Annotated in this window: 10 protein-coding genes, 5 tRNA genes, 1 pseudogene and 3 riboswitches; of the genes and pseudogenes, 3 read left to right on the forward strand and 13 right to left on the reverse strand. The window is 60.2% G+C overall.

The genetic code is table 11. The annotated features are described in order from the left end of the window. Together AB5Y84_RS07835 and AB5Y84_RS07840 are read right to left on the reverse strand one after the other, a co-directional pair. Positions 1-2,448 (reverse strand): ABC transporter permease, encoded by a 2,448-nt coding sequence (locus AB5Y84_RS07835; RefSeq protein ID WP_368176728.1) that lies wholly within the window; start codon positions 2,446-2,448, stop codon positions 1-3. Between the two features lie 36 nt (positions 2,449-2,484). Next, the gene (locus AB5Y84_RS07840) at positions 2,485-3,180 is read right to left on the reverse strand and encodes an ABC transporter ATP-binding protein (protein ID WP_204419493.1); all 696 of its coding nucleotides are present in this window, start codon (positions 3,178-3,180) and stop codon (positions 2,485-2,487) included. A 56-nt stretch (positions 3,181-3,236) separates the two neighbouring features. Here AB5Y84_RS07840 and AB5Y84_RS07845 point away from each other — a divergent pair, with 56 nt between their 5' ends. Then, positions 3,237-3,848: an arylesterase gene (locus AB5Y84_RS07845; protein ID WP_005335237.1), complete on the forward strand. Its 612-nt coding sequence runs from the start codon at positions 3,237-3,239 to the stop codon at positions 3,846-3,848. A gap of 182 nt (positions 3,849-4,030) precedes the next feature. Here the strand turns inward: AB5Y84_RS07845 and AB5Y84_RS07850 are convergent, their stop codons facing one another. Together AB5Y84_RS07850 and AB5Y84_RS07855 are read right to left on the reverse strand one after the other, a co-directional pair. Then, on the reverse strand, positions 4,031-4,975 hold the full coding sequence (locus AB5Y84_RS07850) for a chemotaxis protein CheV (RefSeq protein WP_005335238.1): 945 nt from the start codon (positions 4,973-4,975) through the stop codon (positions 4,031-4,033). A 139-nt stretch (positions 4,976-5,114) separates the two neighbouring features. Continuing rightward, positions 5,115-8,111, reverse strand: coding sequence for a glycosyl hydrolase family 18 protein (locus AB5Y84_RS07855; RefSeq protein WP_368176729.1), 2,997 nt, complete (start codon positions 8,109-8,111; stop codon positions 5,115-5,117). A 148-nt stretch (positions 8,112-8,259) separates the two neighbouring features. Next, positions 8,260-8,342: riboswitch (cyclic di-GMP riboswitch) on the reverse strand. 293 nt (positions 8,343-8,635) lie between these two features. On the opposite strand from AB5Y84_RS07855, the gene AB5Y84_RS07860 reads away from it, so the two are divergent. Further along, positions 8,636-10,819: an ExeM/NucH family extracellular endonuclease gene (locus tag AB5Y84_RS07860; RefSeq protein ID WP_257724806.1), complete on the forward strand. Its 2,184-nt coding sequence runs from the start codon at positions 8,636-8,638 to the stop codon at positions 10,817-10,819. Positions 10,820-10,990: 171 nt separating this feature from the next. Here AB5Y84_RS07860 and AB5Y84_RS07865 read toward each other — a convergent pair. The 8 genes and pseudogenes from AB5Y84_RS07865 to AB5Y84_RS07900 form a co-directional block, all read right to left on the reverse strand. Then, positions 10,991-11,066: transfer RNA gene (locus AB5Y84_RS07865), tRNA-Ala, on the reverse strand. Positions 11,067-11,100: 34 nt separating this feature from the next. Continuing rightward, positions 11,101-11,176: transfer RNA gene (locus tag AB5Y84_RS07870), tRNA-Ala, on the reverse strand. Between the two features lie 48 nt (positions 11,177-11,224). Next, positions 11,225-11,300, reverse strand: a tRNA-Ala gene (locus tag AB5Y84_RS07875). A 65-nt stretch (positions 11,301-11,365) separates the two neighbouring features. Continuing rightward, positions 11,366-11,441, reverse strand: a tRNA-Ala gene (locus AB5Y84_RS07880). 28 nt (positions 11,442-11,469) lie between these two features. Further along, positions 11,470-11,545 (reverse strand) — tRNA-Ala (locus AB5Y84_RS07885). Positions 11,546-12,334: 789 nt separating this feature from the next. Beyond that, entirely contained in the window at positions 12,335-14,251 is a 1,917-nt protein-coding gene (locus AB5Y84_RS07890; RefSeq protein WP_368176724.1) for a glycoside hydrolase family 19 protein, read from the reverse strand. A 79-nt stretch (positions 14,252-14,330) separates the two neighbouring features. Then, positions 14,331-17,312 carry a M66 family metalloprotease gene (locus tag AB5Y84_RS07895; protein WP_368176725.1) on the reverse strand — a complete coding sequence of 994 codons (2,982 nt, stop codon included), beginning with the start codon at positions 17,310-17,312 and terminating at the stop codon, positions 14,331-14,333. Between the two features lie 73 nt (positions 17,313-17,385). Then, positions 17,386-20,005: pseudogene (locus tag AB5Y84_RS07900) on the reverse strand (glycosyl hydrolase family 18 protein). A 99-nt stretch (positions 20,006-20,104) separates the two neighbouring features. After that, positions 20,105-20,192: riboswitch (cyclic di-GMP riboswitch) on the reverse strand. Positions 20,193-20,507: 315 nt separating this feature from the next. On the opposite strand from AB5Y84_RS07900, the gene AB5Y84_RS07905 reads away from it, so the two are divergent. Further along, positions 20,508-20,675, forward strand: coding sequence for a hypothetical protein (locus tag AB5Y84_RS07905; protein ID WP_257726114.1), 168 nt, complete (start codon positions 20,508-20,510; stop codon positions 20,673-20,675). A gap of 135 nt (positions 20,676-20,810) precedes the next feature. Here AB5Y84_RS07905 and AB5Y84_RS07910 read toward each other — a convergent pair whose 3' ends face one another. After that, on the reverse strand, positions 20,811-23,405 hold the full coding sequence (locus AB5Y84_RS07910) for a glycosyl hydrolase family 18 protein (protein ID WP_368176726.1): 2,595 nt from the start codon (positions 23,403-23,405) through the stop codon (positions 20,811-20,813). Between the two features lie 102 nt (positions 23,406-23,507). Next, positions 23,508-23,595: riboswitch (cyclic di-GMP riboswitch) on the reverse strand. Positions 23,596-23,788 lie beyond the last annotated feature (193 nt).

Here is a 23,788-nt window from a genome sequence, read left to right on the forward strand (position 1 = left end):
TTACAACAACCCCTGACCCAGCCCTCGCAGCCGATCGCTCAGGGTGCCAGCCAGCAGCTGACGCTGCATCCCCTGCCCCGCCAGCGTTACCAGCAGTGCCCCCAGTGTCGGCAGGCCGAGCCAGATGGCCCAGTGGAACTGCCACTGCCCCTCGAACCACCACCACTGCAGGCCAAAGGAGCAGAGCTCCACCACCATGGCGGCACAGAGTCCCGCCAGCGCACCACTGGCCACCAGCTCCCAGCGCAGCATCTTTTTCAGCAGGTCGCTGCTGGCACCCAGGGTGCGCATCAGCAACAGCTCGCGCCGACGCTGGGCCATGCTGGCCTGAGTCTGGGTCAGCAGCACCAGCAACGCGGCCACTGTCACCAGCCCCAGCATCAGCGCCAGCGCCCGGCTCACCTGCTCCGATACCTGAGTGAGCCGCGCAATCAGGTCATCCACATCGATAAGGCTCACCGTGGGGTGGCGGCGAATAAGCTCCACCTCGGCAGTGCGCCCCGCTTCGGGCAGCCGGTAGCTGCCAAGCCAGGTACGGGAGAAGGGTGCCAGCAGATCCTCGGAGAAGATCATGTAGAAGTTGGGACGCATATTGTCCCACTTGATGCTGCGCAGACTGGTGACCCTGGCGCCAAAGCTGCGCCCCTCGATAGTAAAGGCGAGCATGTCCCCCAACTTGATATCGAGCCGCTTGGCCAGCTCGCTATCCACCGACACCTCGCCGGGCCCGGCAAGCCATTTACCGGCCACCAGCTTGTTGTCGGTTGGCAGAGTTGTTGTGGTAGTGAAGTTGAGCTCCCGATCGACCCCCTCGCGGCCACTGCTGGCCCCCTCGCCCACCGCCTCACCGGCGATATGGGTCAGCCGGCCACGCACCATGGGATAGAAATCGGAAGTGGTGGCCCCGGCTGCCGCAAGCTCGCTCAGGATCCCCTCCCGTTCGTTCTCCGCCACATTGACCAGAAAACGGTTGGGCGCATCGACGGGAAGACGGGCCGAAAACTCATCCAGCAGATCGACCCGGGCCGCCCATAACAGACCAAACAGCATCAATGCCAGCGCAAAGCCCGCCAGCTGAAACAGGCCGCTGCTGCGCTCGCGCGACAGATGGGCCAGCGCCAGCCGCAAGGCATGAGGCCCGCTCACTCTCGCTCCCAGCCGCAACATCAGCGCCGCCAGCAGGGCCAGCAGCCCCATCAGCAAGCCCATGCCACCTACCAGACCCAGCGCCAGCCGCACATCGGCGGTAAAGCCCCAGACCAGCGCAAACAGCCCGAGCAGACCGACCGGCAGAGCCAGCCAGGGGGGAATCCCCGCCTCCAGCTCCCGGCGCAATACCCGCAGCGGCGACACCTTCAGCAGCCGCAAGAAGGGCACAAAAGCGAGCAGCAGTGTGATAAAGAGCGCCACTGCCACGCCCAGGGCAAAGGGGCGCCAGGAGGGGGGCGGCAGATCCGGCGGCAGCAGGTCCCCCAGCAGTTGCAAGGTGATCCACTGCATGACGGTACCCGCTACCAGACCCAGCAGCGCACCGATCAGCGTCAGCGACAGCAGCAGGGTTCCCATCAGTTGCCAGAGCGAGCGACGAGATGCCCCCAGGGTCTTGAGCAACGCCACCATATTGGTCTGGCGCTCGGCAAAGTGGCGCACCGCAATCCCCATCGCCAACGCCCCCAGCAACACCCCGCTTAGCGAGGCGAGCCGGAAGAAACGCTCGGCATTGGCCAGCGAGCGACCCACTTGGGATTCGCTGTCATCCGGTTTGATCCACTTCTGTCCGGCCTGCAATTGCGGCAACAACCATTGCTCGTAACGGGCCAGCGACTCTCGCGGCCCTTTGAACAGATAGCGCCACTGCTGGCGGCTGCCGGGGAGCAGAGCACCGGTCGCCTCGATATCGGCACTGTGGATCAGCGCACGCGGCGCCAGCAGGAAGGGGCTGAAGCCCTGATCCGGCTCCTCGCCAAGCAGGCCTGCCACCTTGAGCACCGTATTGCCCACCTCCAGCTCATCCCCCGTTTTGGCCTTAAGCAGCTGCATCACCCGAGCGGAGAGCCAGATCTCGCCGGGGGCCGGGGCACGGGCAGGTTCCAGAGTGAGCTTGCCGTAGAAGGGAAAACCGTCGGGCACCGCCCGAATGGAGGCGAGCTGCAGGGCGTCGCCGTGAAACAGCATGCTGTTGAAGCTGACGGTGGTCTGCACCGCCAAGCCATCCTGTTTCGCTCGTTCCAGCCAACCATCCGGCAGAGCAGCGGCAGTACGCAGCACCCGATCCGCTCCGATAAAGTCGCGGCCCGACGCCTTGAGTCCGGCATCGAGCCGATCCGCCACCAATGCCACACTCAAGACGCACGCCACGCTAAGCGCTAGCGCCAGCACAAACCAGCGCAGCTCGCCGCTAAAACCTTCCCGGCGAAGCAGTCGCCATCCCAATCGCCACTGCATCATCCCTTGCATCTCCCGCCTGATCCGCAGCTCACCCCGTTACACCACATCATGGGCCACCTCGCGCTCCAGTCTGCCCGCCGTCATGACCACTTGCCGCTGGCAACGTTCGGCCAGCTGATGATCATGGGTTACCACCACTAGCGTGGTGCCGTGCTTGCGATTGAGTTCAAACAGCAGCTCGATCACCTTCTCGCCGGTCTTGCTGTCGAGGTTGCCGGTCGGCTCGTCCGCCAGCAGCAGGCTTGGACGGGTCATAAAGGCGCGGGCGATTGCCACCCGCTGCTGCTCACCGCCGGAAAGCCGTGGCGGCAGATGGTGCAACCGCTCGCCAAGCCCGACCGCTGCCAGCAGCTCGCGGGCTCTTGGTTCGCAATCCCGCTCCCCGCGCAGCTCGGCGGGCAGCATCACATTCTCCAGCGCCGTCATGGTCGGGAGCAGCAGGAACGACTGGAACACAAAGCCGATCTGCTCGGCGCGCAACCGGGCCCGCCCCTCCTCATCCAGCTCGCCAAGGGATTTGCCGAGGATTTCGATCTCCCCCTGACTCGGCAGATCGAGCCCGGCCAGCAATCCCAGCAGGGTGGACTTGCCGGAGCCGGAGGCGCCGACCAGGGCCACCGTCTCGCCGCTATTGACTTGCAGATCGATCCCTTCAAGGATGGTGAGGCTTTCCTGGCCGAGGCGAACCGATTTGCCGAGGCCCTTGACGACAATAATGGGGGTTGAACTCATGCTCTGTATCCTTTGTTCCAATTCCTTGATGACAATCCATAGCGGGAGTTGAATTGATGGTGCGTATTCTGTTTGCCTTGTTCGTTGGCCTCGGCAGCCTGCTCTCGTCGGCTCAGGCCCAGACCCTGCTGGTGCTGGGAGACAGCCTGAGCGCCGGCTATCAAATGCAGGTTGAGCAGAGCTGGCCTGCCCTGCTCAACCAGAAATGGCAGGAGGAGGGGGGCAAACACACCCTGCTCAATGCCAGCATCAGCGGTGAAACGACCCAGGGGGCGCTGGCCCGTCTGCCCGCTCTGCTGAAGGAGCACAAGCCGGACTGGCTGCTGATCGAACTGGGGGGCAACGATGGCCTGCGCGGCTTCGCACCGACCATTACCCGCCAGAATCTGGCCAGCATGATCGCGCTCGCCAAGGAGCAGCAGACCCGTGTGGTGTTGACCCAAATCCAGCTGCCCCGCAACTACGGTGCCCGCTATCTGCGCCAGTTCGAACAGATCTTTCCCGAGTTGGCCCAGGCTAACGATCTGCCCCTGCTGCCCTTCTTTATGGATGATATTGCGCTGCGCCCTGAACTTATGATGAACGATGGTATTCATCCCACCCCGGCGGCCCAGCCACAAATCCGCGATAAAGTCGCCCGCTTTATGGAGCCGCTGCTCAGCCAATAAGCCCGCCGTCTATCGCCAATATCCCATAACAAAATATCCCGCCAAAATCGGATGTTTTGAATGGTCGACGATCTCTGCGTGGCACCTTGATTCAACCAATCCATCGCTAATACCCAATAACAACACATCCCGCCGAAGCGGGATGTGTTGTTATTGATTTAGCATAACCGGCAGGCAGTTTCTCAGCTTTCCAGTACCTGACGCAGCCGCTCCTGGGCCACGCCGACCAGCAAGTCGGGCTGGAATTTGGAGATAAAGCGGTCGCACCCCACCTTCTTGACCATGGCTTCGTTGAAGTTGCCGCTCAGGGAGGTGTTGAGGGTGATAAAGAGATCGGACATACGCGGATCGCTGCGCACCTCGTGGGTCAGGCGGTAGCCATCCATCTCCGGCATTTCGGCATCGGTGATCATCAGCAGGATCTCGTCGGTCACCTTCTTGCCAGCATCGCACCACCCCTTGAGCAGGGTCAGCGCCTGCAAACCATCCTGACACTCGATCACCTCAAGCCCAAGCTGGCCCAGGGTCTCGCGCACCAGATTGCGGGCGGTGCTGGAGTCATCGACGATCAGCACTTTGCGGCCATGCATCTCGGGCAGGATCTCCCGATCCAGCACCTCTTCGGAGATGCGGATGTCATAGGTGATGATCTCCGCCAGCACCTTCTCCACGTCGATGATCTCGACGATCTGATCCACCCCATCTTCGGGAATGCGGGTGATGGCAGTGAGGTAGTTGGCACGCCCGGCAGATCGCGGCGGCGGCAGGATATCCTTCCAGGTCATGTTGACGATATTGGCCACCTGCCCCACCAGAAAGCCCTGAATGGTACGGTTGTACTCGGTGATGATGAGGTTGGATTCACTGTCGATGGGCATGGGACGCATGCCGATGGCGCTACGCAGGTTGATCACCGGGATCGAGGTACCGCGGATATTGGCCACCCCACTGATATTGTGATGGGAGCCCGGCATCTTGCTCAGATGGGGCAATTTGACCACTTCCCGTACCTTGAAGACGTTGATGGCGAACATCTGACGGGTGCCGAGACGAAACATCAACAACTCGAGGCGGTTTTCCCCCACCAGTTGAGTTCGTTGATCAACGGAATCCAATATACTCGCCATACGCTGATATCCATCTGATTATTAATCGACTCTATTATAGAGGCTGCCCGCCAGGAAAGGCAGGCGCATTTTCAACCAGAGCGACCAACCAGACAAAAAAAGTGAGGCCGAAGCCTCACTTATCTCATTGATTTTAAAATCAATAGCTACAGACAGACTTCCAGCTGCCATCGGTTGCCTTGGGCTCGCTGCTGGTCCACCAGTTTGCTTGCCACACCACCTTGTTATGGGTGATGCGATCACCGCCATTGGCATGATCCCCCTGCGGCCAGCTCGGATAGGCCTTGTAGGCCGCCGGATTGACGTTCTGGCTGCTGCAGCTGGTGCCCGGATTCTCGCCGCCACCCGAACCCAGCACGGCCTCCGGCAGGGTCGGGAACTCGGCCTTGAGACCAATGGTCTGGCTGCCGCTGATGATACGCATACCGCTCGGCACGCCAGCGGCGGGCAGGTAGTAAGTCATGGCGACTTCAATCTCGGCCCCCGGCGCCAGAGTCTGCCAGCCCGGCAGGTTCATGGCGACCTTGTGGAAGTCCTTCTCGTTGGCAATGCCTTCCGAGTTGTCGTTGCCACCGCTCTCCACCACTTTCAGGCCCATGCCACTCTGATCCGTGATGGTGTCAGAGGTGGAGGTGGGCACCAGAAACTCGATGCGCGCGCCACCCGGAATGGTCTGGGTCGACTTGTTGACCAGCTTGAGTTTCGGGTTGATCGGGTAGTTGGAGTCCCCTTCCTTGAAGCCGGAGAGGCTGACCTGGATGTCGAGCTGGGCGCTCGGCGCGGCCAGATCGTTTTGCTTGGTGTTGTACGGAGTTGCCTTGGCAAACTTCTCGTAAGCCAGGGTGGTCAGGGTGCTGCCCATGCCATACTCGTTCTTGGCCGGATCGAAGGCGTAGTCACCCGCCATCTCCCAGAACATCACGCCACCCAGACCGCGCTTGATGATGTAGTCGAGCTTGTGGCCCATGGACTCTTCATCTTCGGTTGAGAGGAACACCTTCTTCTCTTCGTTCCACAGCCAGGGCGCGTGGGCCTTCTCATCGTAGTAACGCACATACTTGCCCTGCATCACGTGAGCCGGATTGTTGGGATCCAGACCCCAGGCAGAGCCATAACTCGGCAGCGTGGTGATGCCAAGGCTGGCTGCATGCTCCAGGTTTTTGGCATGCCACATGGGCACGGCGCCACCGCCGATCTCTTTGCCGTTCTTGTCCAGATCATGCCAGATGTTGTCGATGCCGACCGCCCCGTTGCCGCACGGAATGGTGCTGCCACCAGTGCCCGGCTGGCACTCGTTCTGGCTCGGCAGGGCTGCCTTGCCACCCAACCCGTGACTGCCACCGCTTACCCCCTGCCAACCGCGGGTGTAATAGGGCACGCCAACGTTGATCTTGCCAGCCGCCAGCGCACCGCGGAAGTAGTGGGCAGACCAGGCGGCGTTGAGGTAACCGATACCGCCAAACTGGGTCTGGGTATAGACGCCCCAATGGGAGAGCTCGGGGTCGGCATTGTTGTCGAACAGGGCCGCGTTGTGACCGACAAAGTGGTTCCAGGCACCGTGGAAGTCGTAGGTCATCAGGTTGACGTAGTCGAGGTACTGGGTGACCTGGAAGTTCTCCATCCCGCGCAGCAGATAGGCCGAGGCCGGTGAGGCGATGGTCAGCATATACTTGCGGCCATCTTCGTTACCGGCGTTGTCGAGCCGCGCCCGCAAGGTCTTCATCAGCACCTCGTAATTGGCAAACAGCTTGGCCCGGCACTGGTTGGAGAGCGGGAAATCGTTGGGGTTGCCCGCATCCTTCATCGAGGTGGGGTATTCGTAGTCGATATCGACCCCGTCAAAACCGTACTGGCGGATAAAACTCACCGCCGAGTCAGCCAAGGTGTTGATACCGGCAGTATTGACCGAGCAGTCACCCTTGGTAGTGGCGGTGTAGAAGCCGCGGGTATCGGCCCAGCCGCCGACCGAGATGAGGGTCTTCACGTCCGGATACTGCTTCTTGTACTTCGACAGCAGGTTGAAGTGGCCCTTGTAGGCGAATTCAGGATCCATCTCGGCACCCGGCACGCCATCCCAGGTCATCTTGGTGGCTGCATCGTCCACCTTGATGGTGTGGCTCTGCTCATCCACCGCCGCGAAGGCATAGTTGATGTGGGTGATCTTGTTCCATGGAATATCGCTCACCAGATAGGCGGGCAGGCCGTTCTTGCCGGTGCGCCAGGAGGTGAAGTAGCCGATGACCCGGCGGGCATGGTCATCCCCCATGCACTCGTAGCCATCCGGGCGATAGACCTGGCGAATGTCACAAGAGAGGTTGCCACCGGTGGGCGGCAGCGCGGCCTCCTCGACATTGACGGTCACCGCCGCCGACTCACCGCTCAGATTGGTCTTGTCAGTGGCCACCAGCTTGAGGGCGGCACTCCCTTTGACATCCGGCGTCCAGTTCACCTGCCAGGGGGCAGTGGTATCTTCGCCCACCTTCTTGCCGTCGACATAGAGCTCGACTTTGGCCACATCGTTGTTGGCATCGGTGACGTTGCCACTCACCGCCACGCTGCGACCCAGCGTCACCTTGGCACCGCTGGCCGGGCTGCTAATGCTCACCTTGGGCGCCTCTGGCGCCACCACGGCGGCGACGTTGAAGCTGGAATCCGCCTCGCTCAGTACCTTGCCATCTTTATCCAGCGCGCGAGCTTTGAGGGTATGGGCCCCCACTCCGGCGGCGCTCCAGCTGGCACTCCAGGGCGAGGCGCTCGCCGTGGCGACCAGCGTGCCGTCAACAAGATATTCCACCCGGGCCAAGGCCGTTACCGGGCCGCTCAGGCTCACCGCCAGCACCACGTTGGCTCCTTCGTTGAAGCTGGAACCGGCAGCCGGTGAGCTGACGGCTACGCCGAGCGCAGGAGGGGGCACCTCGCCGCCATAGGGCTTCCAGGCATCTGCCCAGACCACCCCGACCCCCGGCTCATAGTGATAGGGGGATGCCCCGCACCAGCCTGAATAGGGAAATTCTTTGCACTCGTAGAGGGCTCCGACGTTGCTGACGATATCGCCAGCCTTGTAGGCAGTACCGGATTTATAGGCGGGATAAGCGGCCTGAGCCCAGGCGGGCGCAGCCGCAAGGGCGACCAGCATGGCAAGCCTGCTGGGTCTGAAGAGCTGTTGCATATTGTTATCTTCCTTGTTTTGTCTTGGCTTGGTCACCAAGGCAAAGAACAATCGCAACCTGCATGATGGGCGCAGACAACTGGCAATGGACCTGCCACAAAAACCACCCCTCACCCAGGGAAACCCCGCTATCTGGATCCACGATCGAGACCGGAAGCATTGCGCCCCGACATCACTGCCGGTTTGCCCTTTACCTGGGTTCCGTGAGGAACGAACCCAGTATAGGAAGGCGACAAGATCCCCTCAATCTTTATTCTCAAAGAGAATTATCCCCTGCCACGAAAGCGTCATGATCACAGGGTTAAAATTGATTAAATTATCAAAAAAATCATATCGTTACTGGGATCATAAAAACGCTTTCCCGCACCTTCCCAGATTCATTTAATGTGCGTTGGCTCACTGGTATGACATGCCAGAAATGTGACAATGCGCGCCCTTGGTCAACGAGCCAAGGCTATGGAATCACTGGCAAAAATAAAAAAGGAACACCTATGAAAGGTACTCGTACCCTGCTGTCGCTGGCCGTGGGGCTGGCACTTGCATCCTCAGGCGCCCATGCGGCATTTGTCTGCCCGTCCGATCCGGCTCAACTCACTCCCATCCCGACCATTCAGGGCACAGGTTCCGCCAGCGCGCTGGCCACCCAGACCGTGACCGACAAGAACGGTAACGTGACCGGCAAAATCAGCACGGGCACCTTCAACGTTCGCGGTATCGTGACGACGCTGGGCCAAAGCCTGACCAAGGGTTTCTATCTGACTGACCCGGTGGGCGATGGCAATCCGGCCACCTCTGATGGCATCTTTGTCTATCTGAACGACAAGGACTTCGCGACCAAATATAAAGACATCAAACCAGGGGCTGAACTCTGCCTCGAAGCCAAGGTCGAGGAGTATTACGGCGGCACCCAGCTCAAGCCCACCTTCGAATCCAGCAAAGCCCGCCTGCAAGTCACCGCACAAGGGCTGAATGTGCCGACCAGCGTACTGCAGGTCAATGAAGGGGAGACGCTGGCGCAAGCGCTCAATCGCCACGAAGGGATGCGGGTACGTCTCGACAGCAGCAGTGACCTGCACCTGACCCGCAACTACGGCTTCGACTACAAGGTCTATCGCAACAACGTAGAGTTGGCCCACAAAACCCCGCTGATCAAACCGACCCAATTTCATGTTGCCAGCAGTGCGGACGCTGTCGCACTGGCCACCAAAAATGGCAGCAACCGTCTGGTAGTTGAGTCTGATTACAAAGCACCGGATGGCGTACTGCCCTGGTTCCCGAGCTGGGATGCCGATCAGGGATATCTGCGCATCGGTGATCAACTGACCGGGCTGGAGGGGGTAATCGTCTATAACAAGGATGCCTTCCGTCTGGTAGTACCGAGCGATATCACCCTGACTGCCGGTGCTCTGCTGCGCAGTCCTGAAGAGGATCGTCAAGACGCGCCGGCTCGCCTCGCTGGCAGCGATCTGCGGATCGGCAGCTTCAACGTACTCAACTACTTCACCAGTCACTCCAGCATTGGCGGCGCACTCAATATCCTGTGCAAGGATCAGGCGGATGCCGATAACGCCAAAGGTTGCAACCGGGGTGCCAAGAGCCAGCCCGAGTTCGAGAAGCAGCGCACCAAGATCGTCAATGCCATCACCGCAATGGATGCCGATCTGCTTGGCCTGATGGAGATGGAGAACAACGGCTTCGAGGATAACTCGGCCCTCCACAATCTGGTGACCCGCCTCAACGAACAGCAGAAGGATGCGAGCAAACACTACGCCTATGTGCGTCTGCCGGTCACTGCCCTTACCGATGGCAAGTTCTTCGGCGGTGACGCCATCATGGTGGCGATGATCTACCGCCCTGCCCTGCTCACCCCCAGCGGAGATGCCAGCGTCATCAAGCTGCCGGAGCAGCGCTACACCACAGGTGGTGTAGCCAAGACAGCTGGTCAGCGCGATTCTCTGGTTCAGACCTTCACCTTCGCCAAGAGCAAGGAGCCGCTGACGCTGGTGGTCAACCACCTCAAATCCAAGGGGTCAGGCTGCTACGAAAATGGCGATGGCAAGACAGAACCGGCCGACCTGCAGGGCAAGTGCACCGAGTTCCGGGTCTCTGCCGCCAAGGTGCTGGGTGAGGCAGTCAGCAAACTGCCGGGCCAGGTGCTGCTGGTTGGCGACTTCAACTCCTACGCCAAGGAAGATCCGATCCGGGTGCTGACCGACTACAACCCGGCCACCAGCGAGCGGAAGATCGTATCGGCCTCCCACACCTTTATCGGTGAGCAGTCCTATGAACAGCTCGGTCGCGAAGTGACTCGCAGCTACGGCCTGATCGATCTCAACGTCAAATTCAACAAGGAGAAAGCCATCTCCTACAGCTACGACGGGGAGCTGGGCACCCTGGACTATGCCCTCGCCAACCCGGCGCTAGCCAGCAAGGTGGCAGGTGTCGCCGACTGGCACATCAACTCCTTCGAAAGCTCCCTGTTCGAATACGGCAGCAAGTACACCGGCTCCCTGCTCAAGTCTGACAACCACTTCAGTGCCTCCGACCATGATCCCATCATCGTCGACCTGAGACTGGAGAGCGATGCCACCAAACCGGACACCTCCTCAGGCGGTGGTGCACTGGGACTCGGCCTGCTGGCCCTGTTACCGCTGGCCTGGCGACGTCGCCGTTAACCACTGGCGTATCTGAATAGCGCAAGCAAAGCCCGCGAGTCTCGCGGGCTTTTTCATTCAGGTCATTGGATTTACAAATGAAAGGCACGGACGTATGGAGAAAATAAATGATGGAGAAAACAAAAAGGCCACCGCGATGCGGTGGCCTTTTTGTTTCTTGTAACAAGAATTTGGTGGAGCTACGCGGGATCGAACCGCGGACCTCTTGCATGCCATGCAAGCGCTCTCCCAGCTGAGCTATAACCCCGATTTTTGTGAATGACCGGCAGTCACTCTGAATTTGGTGGAGCTACGCGGGATCGAACCGCGGACCTCTTGCATGCCATGCAAGCGCTCTCCCAGCTGAGCTATAACCCCAAATTCGGTACTGAATGAATGGTTCTGGCGGCCATTCATCCTAAATAATGGTGGAGCTACGCGGGATCGAACCGCGGACCTCTTGCATGCCATGCAAGCGCTCTCCCAGCTGAGCTATAACCCCACAAAGGTCGGCTTGGGTGATACACACCACACTGCCCTGGATATTCAATAAAACAATCAAGAATCTGGTGGAGCTACGCGGGATCGAACCGCGGACCTCTTGCATGCCATGCAAGCGCTCTCCCAGCTGAGCTATAACCCCTTTGATTCCAGATTGTTCGAGGAGAATTTGGTGGAGCTACGCGGGATCGAACCGCGGACCTCTTGCATGCCATGCAAGCGCTCTCCCAGCTGAGCTATAACCCCAACTCACCTCGGCGCTGACGAAGTTATCTCCGGCAACGGAGGCGCATGATAGGCATCACCTGCTTTGCTGTCAACCCTAAAATAACCACGACTGATTCGTTTAGTCAAAATTGCAGCAGTTCGCTGTTTTTACCAGCAAGACGCGTGCTATCTCTCTGTTTTATGTCACAAATCGGCTCAAGCACCTATACAGGAGAGGCCGTGCAGCAAGCCTCTTTCCCCGTGCAACGCCCCCGCTTTCAGACCTCTTTATGCTGGCTGGTAATCAGCTTCTCCCCCGTCACCTCGGGAAAGCCTTTCCATAAAGGGCATTGCATTTGAAAACCCTTTCCATGATTTTTGTAAATTTACAACGCAGAAAGTTGATCTGGCTCACAAATGACCATAGGATCAAACCGTGACCCAGGTCACACACCATAACCATAAATGACAGAGCGATGAGGTAAACCATGTTTGAGAATCTGGCAGTCCTGTTCCACCTGCGCGGTGCAACCACCAAGAACGGCGTTGTAGAGAAAGATGCCTATGCCCCCTCCACCCGTGAATACTACTTCCGCTACGGCAAGTAATTGCTGAAAGCCTTTCACGGAAAACGTAATAAAACTACAACACACATCATCACACAGCCCTTTCGAGGCGCTGTCCTGTCCGGGCCAGATGTTCCACGGCCAAACCTGAACTCCACAAAACAAGAATGGGGCCCACAGGCCCCATCTTTTATTGCTCCGGATTGTCATTGCACCAGATAGTGCGCTGGCTTGTCGGCAAACCTTGTAACCCTGAAACGGCTCAGAGCTTGATCCAGGCATCGGCCCAGGCCGTACCCTTGCCCGGCTCATAGGCCCAGGCGGCACCTGCGCACCAGCCGGTGTAGGGGTGCGGTTTGCACTCGTAGCTGGCACCGCCGTTGCTGACCCGCTCACCCGCCTTGTAGGGAGTCCCCTCTTTATAGACGGGATAGTCAGGCGGCGTTACGCCCCCCTCCTCCCCTTTCACCAGCAGACTATGGGTGGCGCTACGGCTCAAGCTCCCTTCATCGGTCACCGTCAGTTTGATGTCCAGCTTGGTATCGCTGGTCGGCTTGGGCAGGGTCAACTCCAGAGTGACCTGATCCAGAGCCGGGGCAGAGGCACCGGCTGGGATTGTCCAGGCATAGGAGAGCGGCTTGCCTTCCGGATCGCTGGAGTGCTGGCCGGAGAGAGTCACCTTGCTGCCACCTTCGGCCTGCACCGGGCCAGTGATATTGGCCACTGGCGGCAGGTTGGTGCCACCGCCGTTATCCTCGATCACCACCTCCGGATAGAAGTGCTGAACGCAGCGGCTGTAATCCCCTGCCTTGAAGGCGCTGAAGCGGGTCTGGTAGCCCACCAGCTTGCAAGCGTAACTCTTGCCGCCGTTGGGGTTCCCTGCCACATAGCTCCAGTCCTGCTCCCAATAGATGGGCAAGGCACCGGCGCCATTGTCGTCAAACACCTTCATGTTCTTGCAACCCAGCACCTCGTCAGATGGCACCGCCACTCCGAGGTAGTTGGCAAACTCGCGGTAGTAGTTGATGCGGTTCTGGGACTGGGCGTGCTCGACCGGGCCGCCGCACTCCACCCCACCGTTGATGATCTGGGTGGTGACCCCGAAGCCCGGCACCAGACCGTTCTGCTTGTCATGGTCATTCGGCTGCCAGGTGCCATCGATGACATGGAGCATGGAGGGCTTGGGCGGCTGCGGATAGGTATAGAAGAACACCGCGCTAGCGAGGTTCAGCCAGGTGTCGGCCACCAGATCGGGGCGGTCGAGCAGGGTGCGCACCGTACCGAACATCGCCTCGGAGAAGGGGCCGTAGTTGTAGTTGTAGGAGAGCTGCTTGGCACCGCGGCCAAAGTAGCTCTTGAACTCGCCATTGTCGAACGTACCGCACGGCCACTGCTGACCCTGCCACACATCGGGGCGGCACTCGGCGTTGTAACCGCCGCGCATGGTCTCATTCCATCCCATCTCGCGCACGTAGACCAGCGCCTGACGCCACTCGGCCTCCGGGCGCCAGTTTTCATGGCCGCCGGTCTCCTGGGCGAAGTGAGCGAACATGGTCGCCAACGTCTTGCGGCAGATAGCATCGGCATCGCGGCCATCGCTGTAGTCGCTGCACAGGGCCGGGAACTTGGCCGCCGCCTGCAGCAGGCCGCGATAGGTGTACTCGGGGGCGCGCAGCGGGAACAGGTAGTTGAACTGGCTCTCGCTCAGCAGGTTTTCGACCCGCTTGACGTTGCCCGGGTTGTCGGCACGGCCAGGCTGCACCGCCTCGACTACCAGATTGTCCCGGGTAGCGATGGAAGCCTTGACCGCTTCCATCGCCGGGAAGTCGGTCAGCGCCTTCTCTTTGGCATCCAGCTCGGCCTGGCTCATATAGACGGGGGTGGTGCTGCCATCCGGCGGGGTAGGCGTTGGCGGATTGGGTTTGTCATCGCCGCCAGTGTCCGGCGGGGTCACTTCCCCTTCGCCGACAAGCTTCCACGGGGTATCCCACTCATTGGCGGCCGCCATGCCGGGAGTCTGACCCGGGTTGACCCACCACTTGGCCTCAAAAACCTGGCCGTTGTAATTGACCTGGCTGCCGCCAGGATAGGATTTGTTGATGTCATATGCCTCGGCCGCCCACAGGTGGCCGCTCAGCATCATGCTGGCAAGCAGAAGGGTGATGCGGTTTTTTTTCATTATTGTTGCTCTCTATGGTTTTGTGGCAAAAGGCGGAGCCCGCCTGAACAGGCTCCGCCATCTTCATCATGGACTCAACCTAGGGGCAGCTTGCCGCCCCGACATCCAGCCAGACGCCGTGCTTGCCCGGCTCGTTGCCTTGAGTCCACCACTTGGCCTTCCACTGACGGCCGTTGTGGTTGGTCAGCTCACCGCCGTTGTAGGCAACGGCTGCGTTCCAACCCAGCTCAACCTGACTCACCAGCGCCCATTGATCGGCGGCGCGGCTCGGCTCATTGCCCTGAGTCCAGTACTTGGCACGCCATACCAGCTGGTTGTGGCTCACCTTGTCACCGCCGTTGTAGACCTTGCTGGCCTGCCATGCGGGAACATTGGCCGCTTCCGGATCTGTGATGTTGCAAGAGCCGTCGACCACGGGCGCCAGCGTCAGCACGACGCGCCCTTCGCTCTGATGTACCCCGTCCGAGACGCTCACACTCAGCTCATGCTGCTCTCTGGTAGTGACTGCCGGCGCTAGCAGACGCAGGTTGGCACTGGTCTCGCCTTCCGCCTGCCAGCCTGCTGGGAAGTGCCAGCGGTAGCTGAGCGCATCCCCCTCGGGATCCCTCGCCTCGGCGGTGATGGTCAGCCACTCACCGCCGATGCCGCCAAGCTGCGCCGGTACGGTCACTACCGGAGGCTGGTTCTCAACCACGCCCTGCTCCAGCGGCCGCCCGTTGACGGTAAAGGAGAGTGACTGCTGCGGTGGCAACAAGCTCTGCTGTACCAGCGTCTGGCCACGGCACTGGATGGTGGCGCGACCGGGCTCGCTGGCGGTGGGCAGGTTGATGTGGAACTTGTTCATGACGCTGCTGGCCGCTCTGTGATTGGCCAGCCTGAAGCGCTGCAGACCATCGCGGGTCTCCACCTGCAACTGGCAGTCATTGCCGGACAGGGTGTTGCTGTCATCCGGATAGGTGAAGCCGTAGGCGCCGTGCAGAGCCGGATAGATGTAGCTGCGCAGGGCTCCTTGCGGATCGTAATAGCCCACCAGGGTGGTCACCGGCACGCCGAACTGCTCGGGCTTGCGCGCAACCTTGATATCGATGGGGGAGACCTCCACCCAGCTCAGGCCATCCGAGGTGAAGCTCTTCTTGAAGCCCCTGCTCACCAGGATATCCTTGCCGTTGATAAAGAGGTGGCTGTTGTAACCGGCCCCGTGATCGATGGTCAGACTGCGCCCCCGGTTGTCCGCAGAGGCAACCGGCACCCGGATATCACGAGTCCAGCGACCGTCCCACATGGCGACCCTGACCAAGCCGTAATCCGCCAGCAGGGCACTCAGTCCGGCCTCGCTCAGGGCATCCATGGGGGCATCGACCTTCTCGATCCCCTCGATTGTGTGCTGATAGGGCTCCATCATGGCCATCGCACTGTTCCACTTGCTAAAGCCGGTGGCCGAGTTGGCATCGAACACCGCCTTGCTCTCCAGAAAACGCTGGATGATGGCGGCCGAATTGGGGGTATAGAGGGTGAAACGGTTGGCGCCGGAGAGAGGGCGGCCGCCCGCCATCGCATCGTGCCCAAACTTGCGGCCATCGAACGGTGGCTGGCACTGGCCATCCAGACAGGCATCCTCATTGGTGCGGGTCGGGGAGAAGTTGGGGATGAAACGGTATTTGTCACTGTCCCAGCCCCAGCTGGAGTTGAGCTGATCGGCACTGCGGTGAACCGAGCCACGGAAGCCATCCACATAGTGGCCAAGGCCGAAGTTATGGCCCACCTCGTGGCTGAACTCGTTGCCCAGCGAATCATCCAGCGTGACGATGCCACCGCCACCGGAACCTCCGTGCACCTGAACTCCATTGGCATACTTGCCGCGGCTGTTGTGCGCTGTCAGCTGGGCCGCCACAAAGGGATGGCTTCCCTCCCCTTCACCGGCACTGCTGTTGATGCCGTAGTTGGCATTGTCGATGCCGTGGGAGATAAGCTCCTTGCCGATGCGCTGACGCATGGTGCCGCCATGCCAGCCCCCTTCGCTCGGGTCAAAATCGGTCAGCAGGGTGCCGTTGGGCAGCATCACCTCAGGCAGGGAGAGCGGTGCATACTGACTGACAATCATCCGGCTGGCCGGAATGGTCTGGAAGTATTCGCGATGGGCCTCCTTGTCATTGGCAAAGGCAAAGCGATCCCGTGGTGTGGTGAGCATGCCGATGTCGATGGTGTGCAGCAGCAGCTCGCCGGGGGCGCCGACCTTGATGTCACGCAGTTCACCACTGAGATTGCCCTGACGAACGGAGAGGTTCAGTCCGGGCTGGATCCACTCGGCAGGCAGCTCGCCGCTCCAGGTATCCGCTGCATAGGTGATGCGGTTGTTCTCCAGCTCCCCCTCGCGGAACCACTGCCCATTGGCAAACTTGAACTGCAGGGTCTGGCCACGGGAGACGGTCACCTGTCGCTCGCCATAGAAGGCCGTCGAGTTATAACCGGCGCTGGAGCGGATCCGCACCATCTTGCCCTCCAGCTCCGGGCTCACGGGCAGGTAGATATCCCGAACCCAGCGGCCGTCGGCGGTCTGGATCTCCACCAGCGCGCGACCAGTCAGCCGATCCTTGAGGAAGACGCCGCTCTTGTCGCTCAGTTTGGCCAAATCAGCACTGCTGCTGATGATGGCAGTGGTGCCGTTCTCCGGGATGAAACTCACTCCCCCGGCAGGAGCTCCCGCGAGGTGGTAAACCGTCTCTGGCAGCGCCGATGGCGGCGACAAGGTCAGGGTGCCAAGCAGCTTGCCGCTGCCGTCACGGGCCTCCACCGTTATGGGGGTCACCCCGTCGGCCTGGAGCGGTTTCACCAGCAGCAGGCTCTTGCGCAGGCTGGTCAGGATGGGTTGGCGATCCCCCTCTTTGGGATGGGACGGCAGGATCTGGCTCTGGGCAAACTGCACGCTGGCAGCCAGACTGCCGGTCAGATCGCTTTGCGGTGTCGTGTCATTGAATATCAGGGGCGAGGTGGTGGCAGACAAGGGGCCAGCCGCCAGGGTTGCCATGATGAGGGCAGCGATTCGAGTCACATTTGTGGTCATTGTCGGGTTCTCGTTCATATTGCTACCGGGAATGAGGGGCATGTCGCCATGCCCCGTCATCGGTGAAGAGGCCTCAGTTACAGCTTGCTGCCCCGATATCCAGCCAGACATCGTGCTTGCCCGGCTCATTGCCTTGAGTCCACCACTTGGCCTTCCACTGACGGCCGTTGTGGTTGGTGAGATCCCCGCCGTTGTAGGCAACGGCTGCGTTCCAGCCCAGCTCAACCTGACTCACCAGCGCCCACTGATCGGCGGCGCGACTCGGCTCATTACCCTGAGTCCAGTACTTGGCACGCCATACCAGCTGGTTATGGCTCACCTTGTCACCGCCGTTGTAGACCTTGCTGACCTGCCATGCGGGAACGTTGGCTGCTTCCGGATCTGTGGTGTTGCAAGAGCCACCCTCACCACCTTCGTTGATTGGCGTGACGGTGAGACGGGTGACGGGTAGCCGCGTTGGCATCGAGTGCGCCATCGGAGACGGTCACAGAGAGGTCATAACCGGTTTCGACATCCACCGCCGGGCCGGTGACCACCAGGGTGGCGCTGTTCTGGCCGGTCGCCGTGATACCGGCAGGCACTTGCCATTGATAGATCAGCTCGTCGCCATTGGGGTCGGATGCCTTGGCGGTGATGCTCACCTGCTTGCCCTCTTCCACCTTGACGCTGGCGGGCAGAGTGACCACCGGAGGCAGGTTGGGCTGCGGCGCCTTGTTGGTCACCACCACCTGATCCCTGGCGGTCAGTTGATGGTCATCGGTTACCGTCAGCTCGAACACCAGATTGATGTCGGCGGACACGGCATCGAGTACAACCCGGGCCTTGGCCTGAGTGGCATCAAGCAGAGCGGCCTGCGGGCCGGAGATCTGCTTCCAGCTATAGGTGAGGGTGCCATTTTCCGGGTCGTGGGAGGCGGAGCCGTTCAGCGTCACCTCGGTCGGGCCGGTGACACTCAGATCGCTGCCCGCATTGGCTACTGGCGGCTTGTTGGCTGGCGGAGTGACCCCTTCACCGTGACCGAGGCCTTCATGCATGGCGTTAAGGATGTCGCCGTTGTCGGCATCGATCTCCCAGGAGAAGAGCCCGCCCAGCTTGTTGGCCAGCACGTATTGGCCTTTCGCCTTGACCGAGCGCTCGTCGTCATAGGTGATCAGCTCGCCGGTGGAGGGCTTGAACAGGGTGGCCGCTTCGGCAGTCTCGTCGTAGTTGTACTCCCAGCCTGCGCCCATATGGCTGTTGACGATGTGGCGATAATCCAGCACGCCATCTTCCCAGGTGCCTTTGATCTTGCCGGTGGCGGTGCCGGTGAAGGGATCGTTGCCCTGATATCCGCTCACCCCTTTCCAGCCGCGACCGTAGGCGGCGGCACCGATCACCAGCTTCTCGGAGTCGACCCCTTGCGCCAGCAGTTGCTGTACCGCTGCATCAGTGTTGTAGCGCTTGTTGGCCGAGCCGTTGGTGGCCTGATAGAGGTTGGCCTGATGACCCAGGGAGGTATTGCTCCAGGCACCGTTGTAGTCGTAGCTCATCACGAAGAGGTGGTCCATGTACTGCTGGGCAGCCTTGTAATCCACATCCTCAATCTTGTCGTAACCGGCCCCGATGGCGGAGGTGAGCTGATAGGTGCGACCGGTCTCGGCCTCCAGCTCGTCGAGCATGGCGCGCAGATCCTTCATGATCAGCACATAGGTTTCCCCATCTTTGGTCTTGTCCCCCAGATTGGGGTTGGCACCGTCGCCGCCCGGGAACTCATAGTCGATATCGACACCGTCGAAGAACTTCCAGGTCTGCAGGAACTCTTTGACCGAGGCGACGAACACGTCACGCTTGGCCTTGTCATGCATGAAGAAGAAGGGGTCGGAGAGGGTCCAGCCACCGACGGAGGGGAGGATCTTCAGGTCCGGATAGGCCTGCTTGAGGGCCATCAGGTTGCCGAAGTTGCCCTTGTAGGGCTCATCCCAGGCAACCAGTGACCCCTGCCCTTTTTGCAGCGCGGCCCAGGGATCGTGAATGGCGACCTGGAAATCCTTGCGCCCTGCACAGGCACGTTGCAGCGCCTGGAAGCTGCCAGAAATCTCTTTGAGGCTGTCGTTGAGGCCATCACCGCCACAGATCGGGGTGAAGCCATAGAGGATATGGGTCAGGTTCTGGGCCGGCAGCTTGTCCACAGTGAAGTTGCGATCATAGACCCCCCACTCCACATAGTAGGTACCGACCACCTTGCCGGACTTGTTGACGTAAGGCTTGTTATTCTCCTGCAGGGCAGGCTTGAGCGGCGCAAGGTGGCTGCCATCGGTATCGGCGACCACGATCTCTTTGGCATCAGACAGGGTACAGCCATCGCCGTTGCACAGCGCGACCTGCATCTGATAGCGGCCCCCCTTGTGCACCTTGAAGGTGGCGGTACCCGCGGCGGAAGAGGAACCTGACCACACCTCCTTACCATCCAGCAGCACCTTGGCACTCTGGCCGATATCGCCGTTCCAGAGATTCCAGGTGACGGTCACATCGGCGCCATCCTTCACCTTGACCAGCTCGTTATAAGCGGTCGCGGACTGGTTGACTTCGACGATGGCAAACTTGGTGGGGCCCCAACCGATGGCGGGTTTGCCGGGAGCTGCCGCATAAGCGGCGGAGGAGGCGAGCAGGGTACCGACCATCATGGCCAGCAGTGCGGGTTTTGGACTTAGCATATTGCTTTCCTTTTCGTTATTGGAAAAACGAAAGGGCAACGCAACACGACAGGTGACACAAAAACGGCCACCCCTTGGCAAAGGCAGCCTGCATTCTACTGTGGTGGCCCCGCTATCCTAGGCCGTCTTGACCCTTAGACCGGAAGCTTTGCGTCCCGACTTTTCAATCGGTTTGCCCTTGTCACAACGTTATTTCTGGCGATAAATAATCGCCGATTGACTGTAGGGTAATTCTGATAAGTAAGCAAATCGGACCATTGCCAGCCCACCAGTTACCAACCTCGACAATTACCCACTTTCAAGAAATTAACGTTTAAAAAACAGCCGGATATGCAGACCTAATCTCATCACCTCCAACCAGATACCTCACACCATTTTTTTGATCTGCATCACACCAAATTGAGAAAAATCAATGAGTAAGAACAGTATGCGACAAAAGACCCATCTGTATCGCAACTAATGAATTTATAATCGCCGCTTTGCATGGCCAGCAGGTGTCTTCATGCCCAGCGAATTGCCCTCACGCACCCGGTTATCCAGATACGACAAATTTGTTCGTTTGACGATTTATGCCTTGCCACTGGCCGGGATGATCTGGCTTATCAACAGCCTCAATGGCTGGCAAAGGGCAACGTGCGGCACAGATGCCAGCAAGCGGGGAGAGCATTAATCACTAGCCCGGAAGGGCCGCTTTGCAAGCACAAGAGAGAAGCTGGGGGGAAACAGGTTGGCAGGCCCGCCAGAATATGGCGAAGCGGGGAGAAAAAACGGGGCATGACTGGCATGCCCCACCACCATTCAATGCTTATTTACAACTGGCGGCTCCCACATCCTGCCAGACGTCGTGTTTGCCGGGCTCATTGCCCTTGGTCCAGTACTGCGCCTTCCACTGACGGCCGTTATGAGTGGTGAGCTCGCCACCGTTGTAGGCCACATTGGCATCCCAACCCAGTTGCACCTTGCTCACCAGCAACCACTGATCCGCAGTGCGGCTCGGCTCGTTGCCCTGGGTCCAGTACTTGGCCTGCCACACCAGCTGGTTATGGCTCACCTTGTCGTCGCTGTTATAGGTGCTGGCCGCTTTCCAGACTGGCCAGTTGGCCGCATCCGGATCGGTCGCCGTGCAACCACCGCCGCTGCTGGCCGGTTTGACCGTCAGACGGGTTGCCGCACTGGCATCCAGCCCGCCGTCGGAGACAGTGACGCTCAGGTCATAGCCGGTATCGCTGGTTACGCTCGGGCCGGTGACCACCAGAGTGGCGCTGTTCTGACCCGTTGCGGTGATGCCTGCCGGCACACTCCACTGATAAGTCAACGGATCACCGTTCGGATCGGAGGCTGTCGCCTTGATGGTCACCTGCTTGCCCGCCTCCACAGAGGCCGTGGCAGGTAGACTCACCACCGGCGCCAGATTGGCCTGCGGCGCCTTGTTGGTCACCACCACCTGATCCTTGGCACTCAACTGCTGGTCATCGCTCACTGTCAGCTCGAACACCAGATTGATGTCGGCAGTCACGGCATCCAGCACCACGCGTGCCTTGGCCTGAGTAGCATCAAGCAAGCCAACCTGCGGGCCGGAGATCTGCTTCCAGCTGTAGCTGAGCGCGCTATTTTCCGGGTCGTGGGAGGCCGAACCATCCAGCGTCACCTCGGTCGGGCCGGTCACCTTGAGGTCACTGCCCGCGTTGGCCAGCGGCGGCTTGTTGACCGGTGGCGTGACGCCACTGCCGTGACCCAACCCCTCGTGCATGGCGTTGAGGATGTCGCCGTTGTCGGCATCGATCTCCCAGGAGAAGAGGCCACCGAGCTTGTTGGCCAGCACATACTGCCCCTTGGCCTTGACCGAGCGCTCGTTGTCATAGGTGATGAGATCGCCGGTCGCCGCCTTGAACAGATAGGGCGCCTCGGCCACTTCGTCATAGCCCTTCTCCCAGCCCGCCCCCATCCGGTTGTTGACGATGTCGCGGTAATCCACCACCCCGTCCTCCCAGGTGCCTTTCACCTTGCCGGTCGCCTTGCCGGTGAAGGGGTTGTTGCCCTGATAACCGCTCACCCCGGTCCAGCCACGGCCATACATGGCGGCCCCGACCACCAGCTTGCCCGGTTCAACCCCCTGCGCCAGCAGCTGATTGACCGCCTTGTCGGTGGTGTACTTGGTATCGGGATCCCAGCTCGCCGCATAGAGGTTGGTCTGGTGGCCCAGCTCGGTGTTGCTCCAGGCACCGTTGTAGTCGTAAGTCATCATGAAGATGTGATCCATGTAGGGCTGGGCCGCCTTGTAGTCCACATCCTGGATCTTGTCGCCCCCCGCCCCGATGGCCGAGGTGAGCTCATACTGGCGCCCGGTTTCGGCCTCCAGCTCGTCGAGCATGGCCCGCAGCTCCTTCATCAGCACCACATAGGTGGCACCATCACTCGGGCTGCCCAGTTTCGGGTTGGCGCCCTGTCCGCCCGGGTACTCCCAGTCGATATCCACACCGTCGAAGAACTTCCAGGTCTGCAGGAACTCTTTCACCGAGCCGACAAACACGTCACGCTTGGTTTTGTCACCGAGGAAGTAGAAGGGGTCGGAGAGGGTCCAACCGCCGACCGAGGGGAGGATCTTGAGGTTCGGATAGGCCTGCTTGAGCGCCATCAGGGCGCCAAAGTTGCCCTTGTAGGGCTCGTCATGGGCAGTGAGGTTGCCTTGCGGCATCTGGATGGCGGCCCAGGGATCGTGCATCGCCACCTTGAAGTCGGCGCGACCGGCACACGCCCGCTGCAGCGCCTGGAAGCTCCCTTCGATCTCCTTGAGGCTGTCGTTGAGGCCATCCCCGCCGCAGATGGGGGTGAAACCATAGAGGATATGGGTCAGGTTCTGGGCCGGGATCTTGTCGACCGTAAACTTGCGGCCATAGACCCCCCACTCCACATAGTAAGTCCCCACCACCTTGCCGGACTTGTTGGCGTAGGGCTTGTTGTTCTCCTGCAGCGGCGCCTTGAGTGGCGCCAGATGACTGCCGTCAGTATCGGCGACCACGATCTCCTTGGCATCAGAGAGGGTACAGCCATCGGCGTTGCACAGCGCCACCTGCATCTGGTAGCGCCCCCCTTTCTTCACCTTGAATTTGGCGCTGCCCGCCGCGGCCGAGGGGCCGGACCACACCTCCTGACCATTGAGCAGTACCTTGGCACTCTGGCCCAGATCGCCGCTCCAGAGGTTCCAGTTCACCTCCACATCGGCGGCATCCTTTACCTTGACCAGATTGTTGTAGGCAGTGGCCGCCTGATCGACTTCAACGATGGAAAACTTGGTGGGGCCCCATCCGATGGTCGGCTTGCCGGGCGCCGCAGCATAAGCGGACGAGGCGCAGCACAGACCGACCGCAAGGGCCAGCATGGTTGGCTTTGGACTTAGCATTTTTATATTTCCCTATTTCGTTATGTTGGCAACGAAAAGGGCTACGCCCTGACAGGTAACGCAGACGGCAGTGCGGCCTCTTGGCAAAGGTGCACAACAACCTGTGGTGGCCCCGCTATCTCAAGTACGGCTCATCCCTGGACCGGAAGCTTTGCGTCCCGATCTTGCGATCGGTTTGCCCTTCGGTTACTTCATTTGCGATGCAAAAAATCGCATCCCGACTATAGAGTGAGCCAATCCGGTCTGCCACTGTCGGCGTTCACCGACAGTGGCAAGCCAATGCAGTAACTAGTAGCCATTACGCAGGAAGATGAAGAGATCTTCGCCAATAGATCTCTGTTCTCGGCATTCATCCATGACCACGGGCCACAGGATCATTGCGC

Origin of the sequence: Aeromonas sp. s11 (genome assembly GCF_040907945.1) — a bacterium.
In the GTDB taxonomy this organism is placed as follows: domain Bacteria; phylum Pseudomonadota; class Gammaproteobacteria; order Enterobacterales; family Aeromonadaceae; genus Aeromonas; species Aeromonas veronii.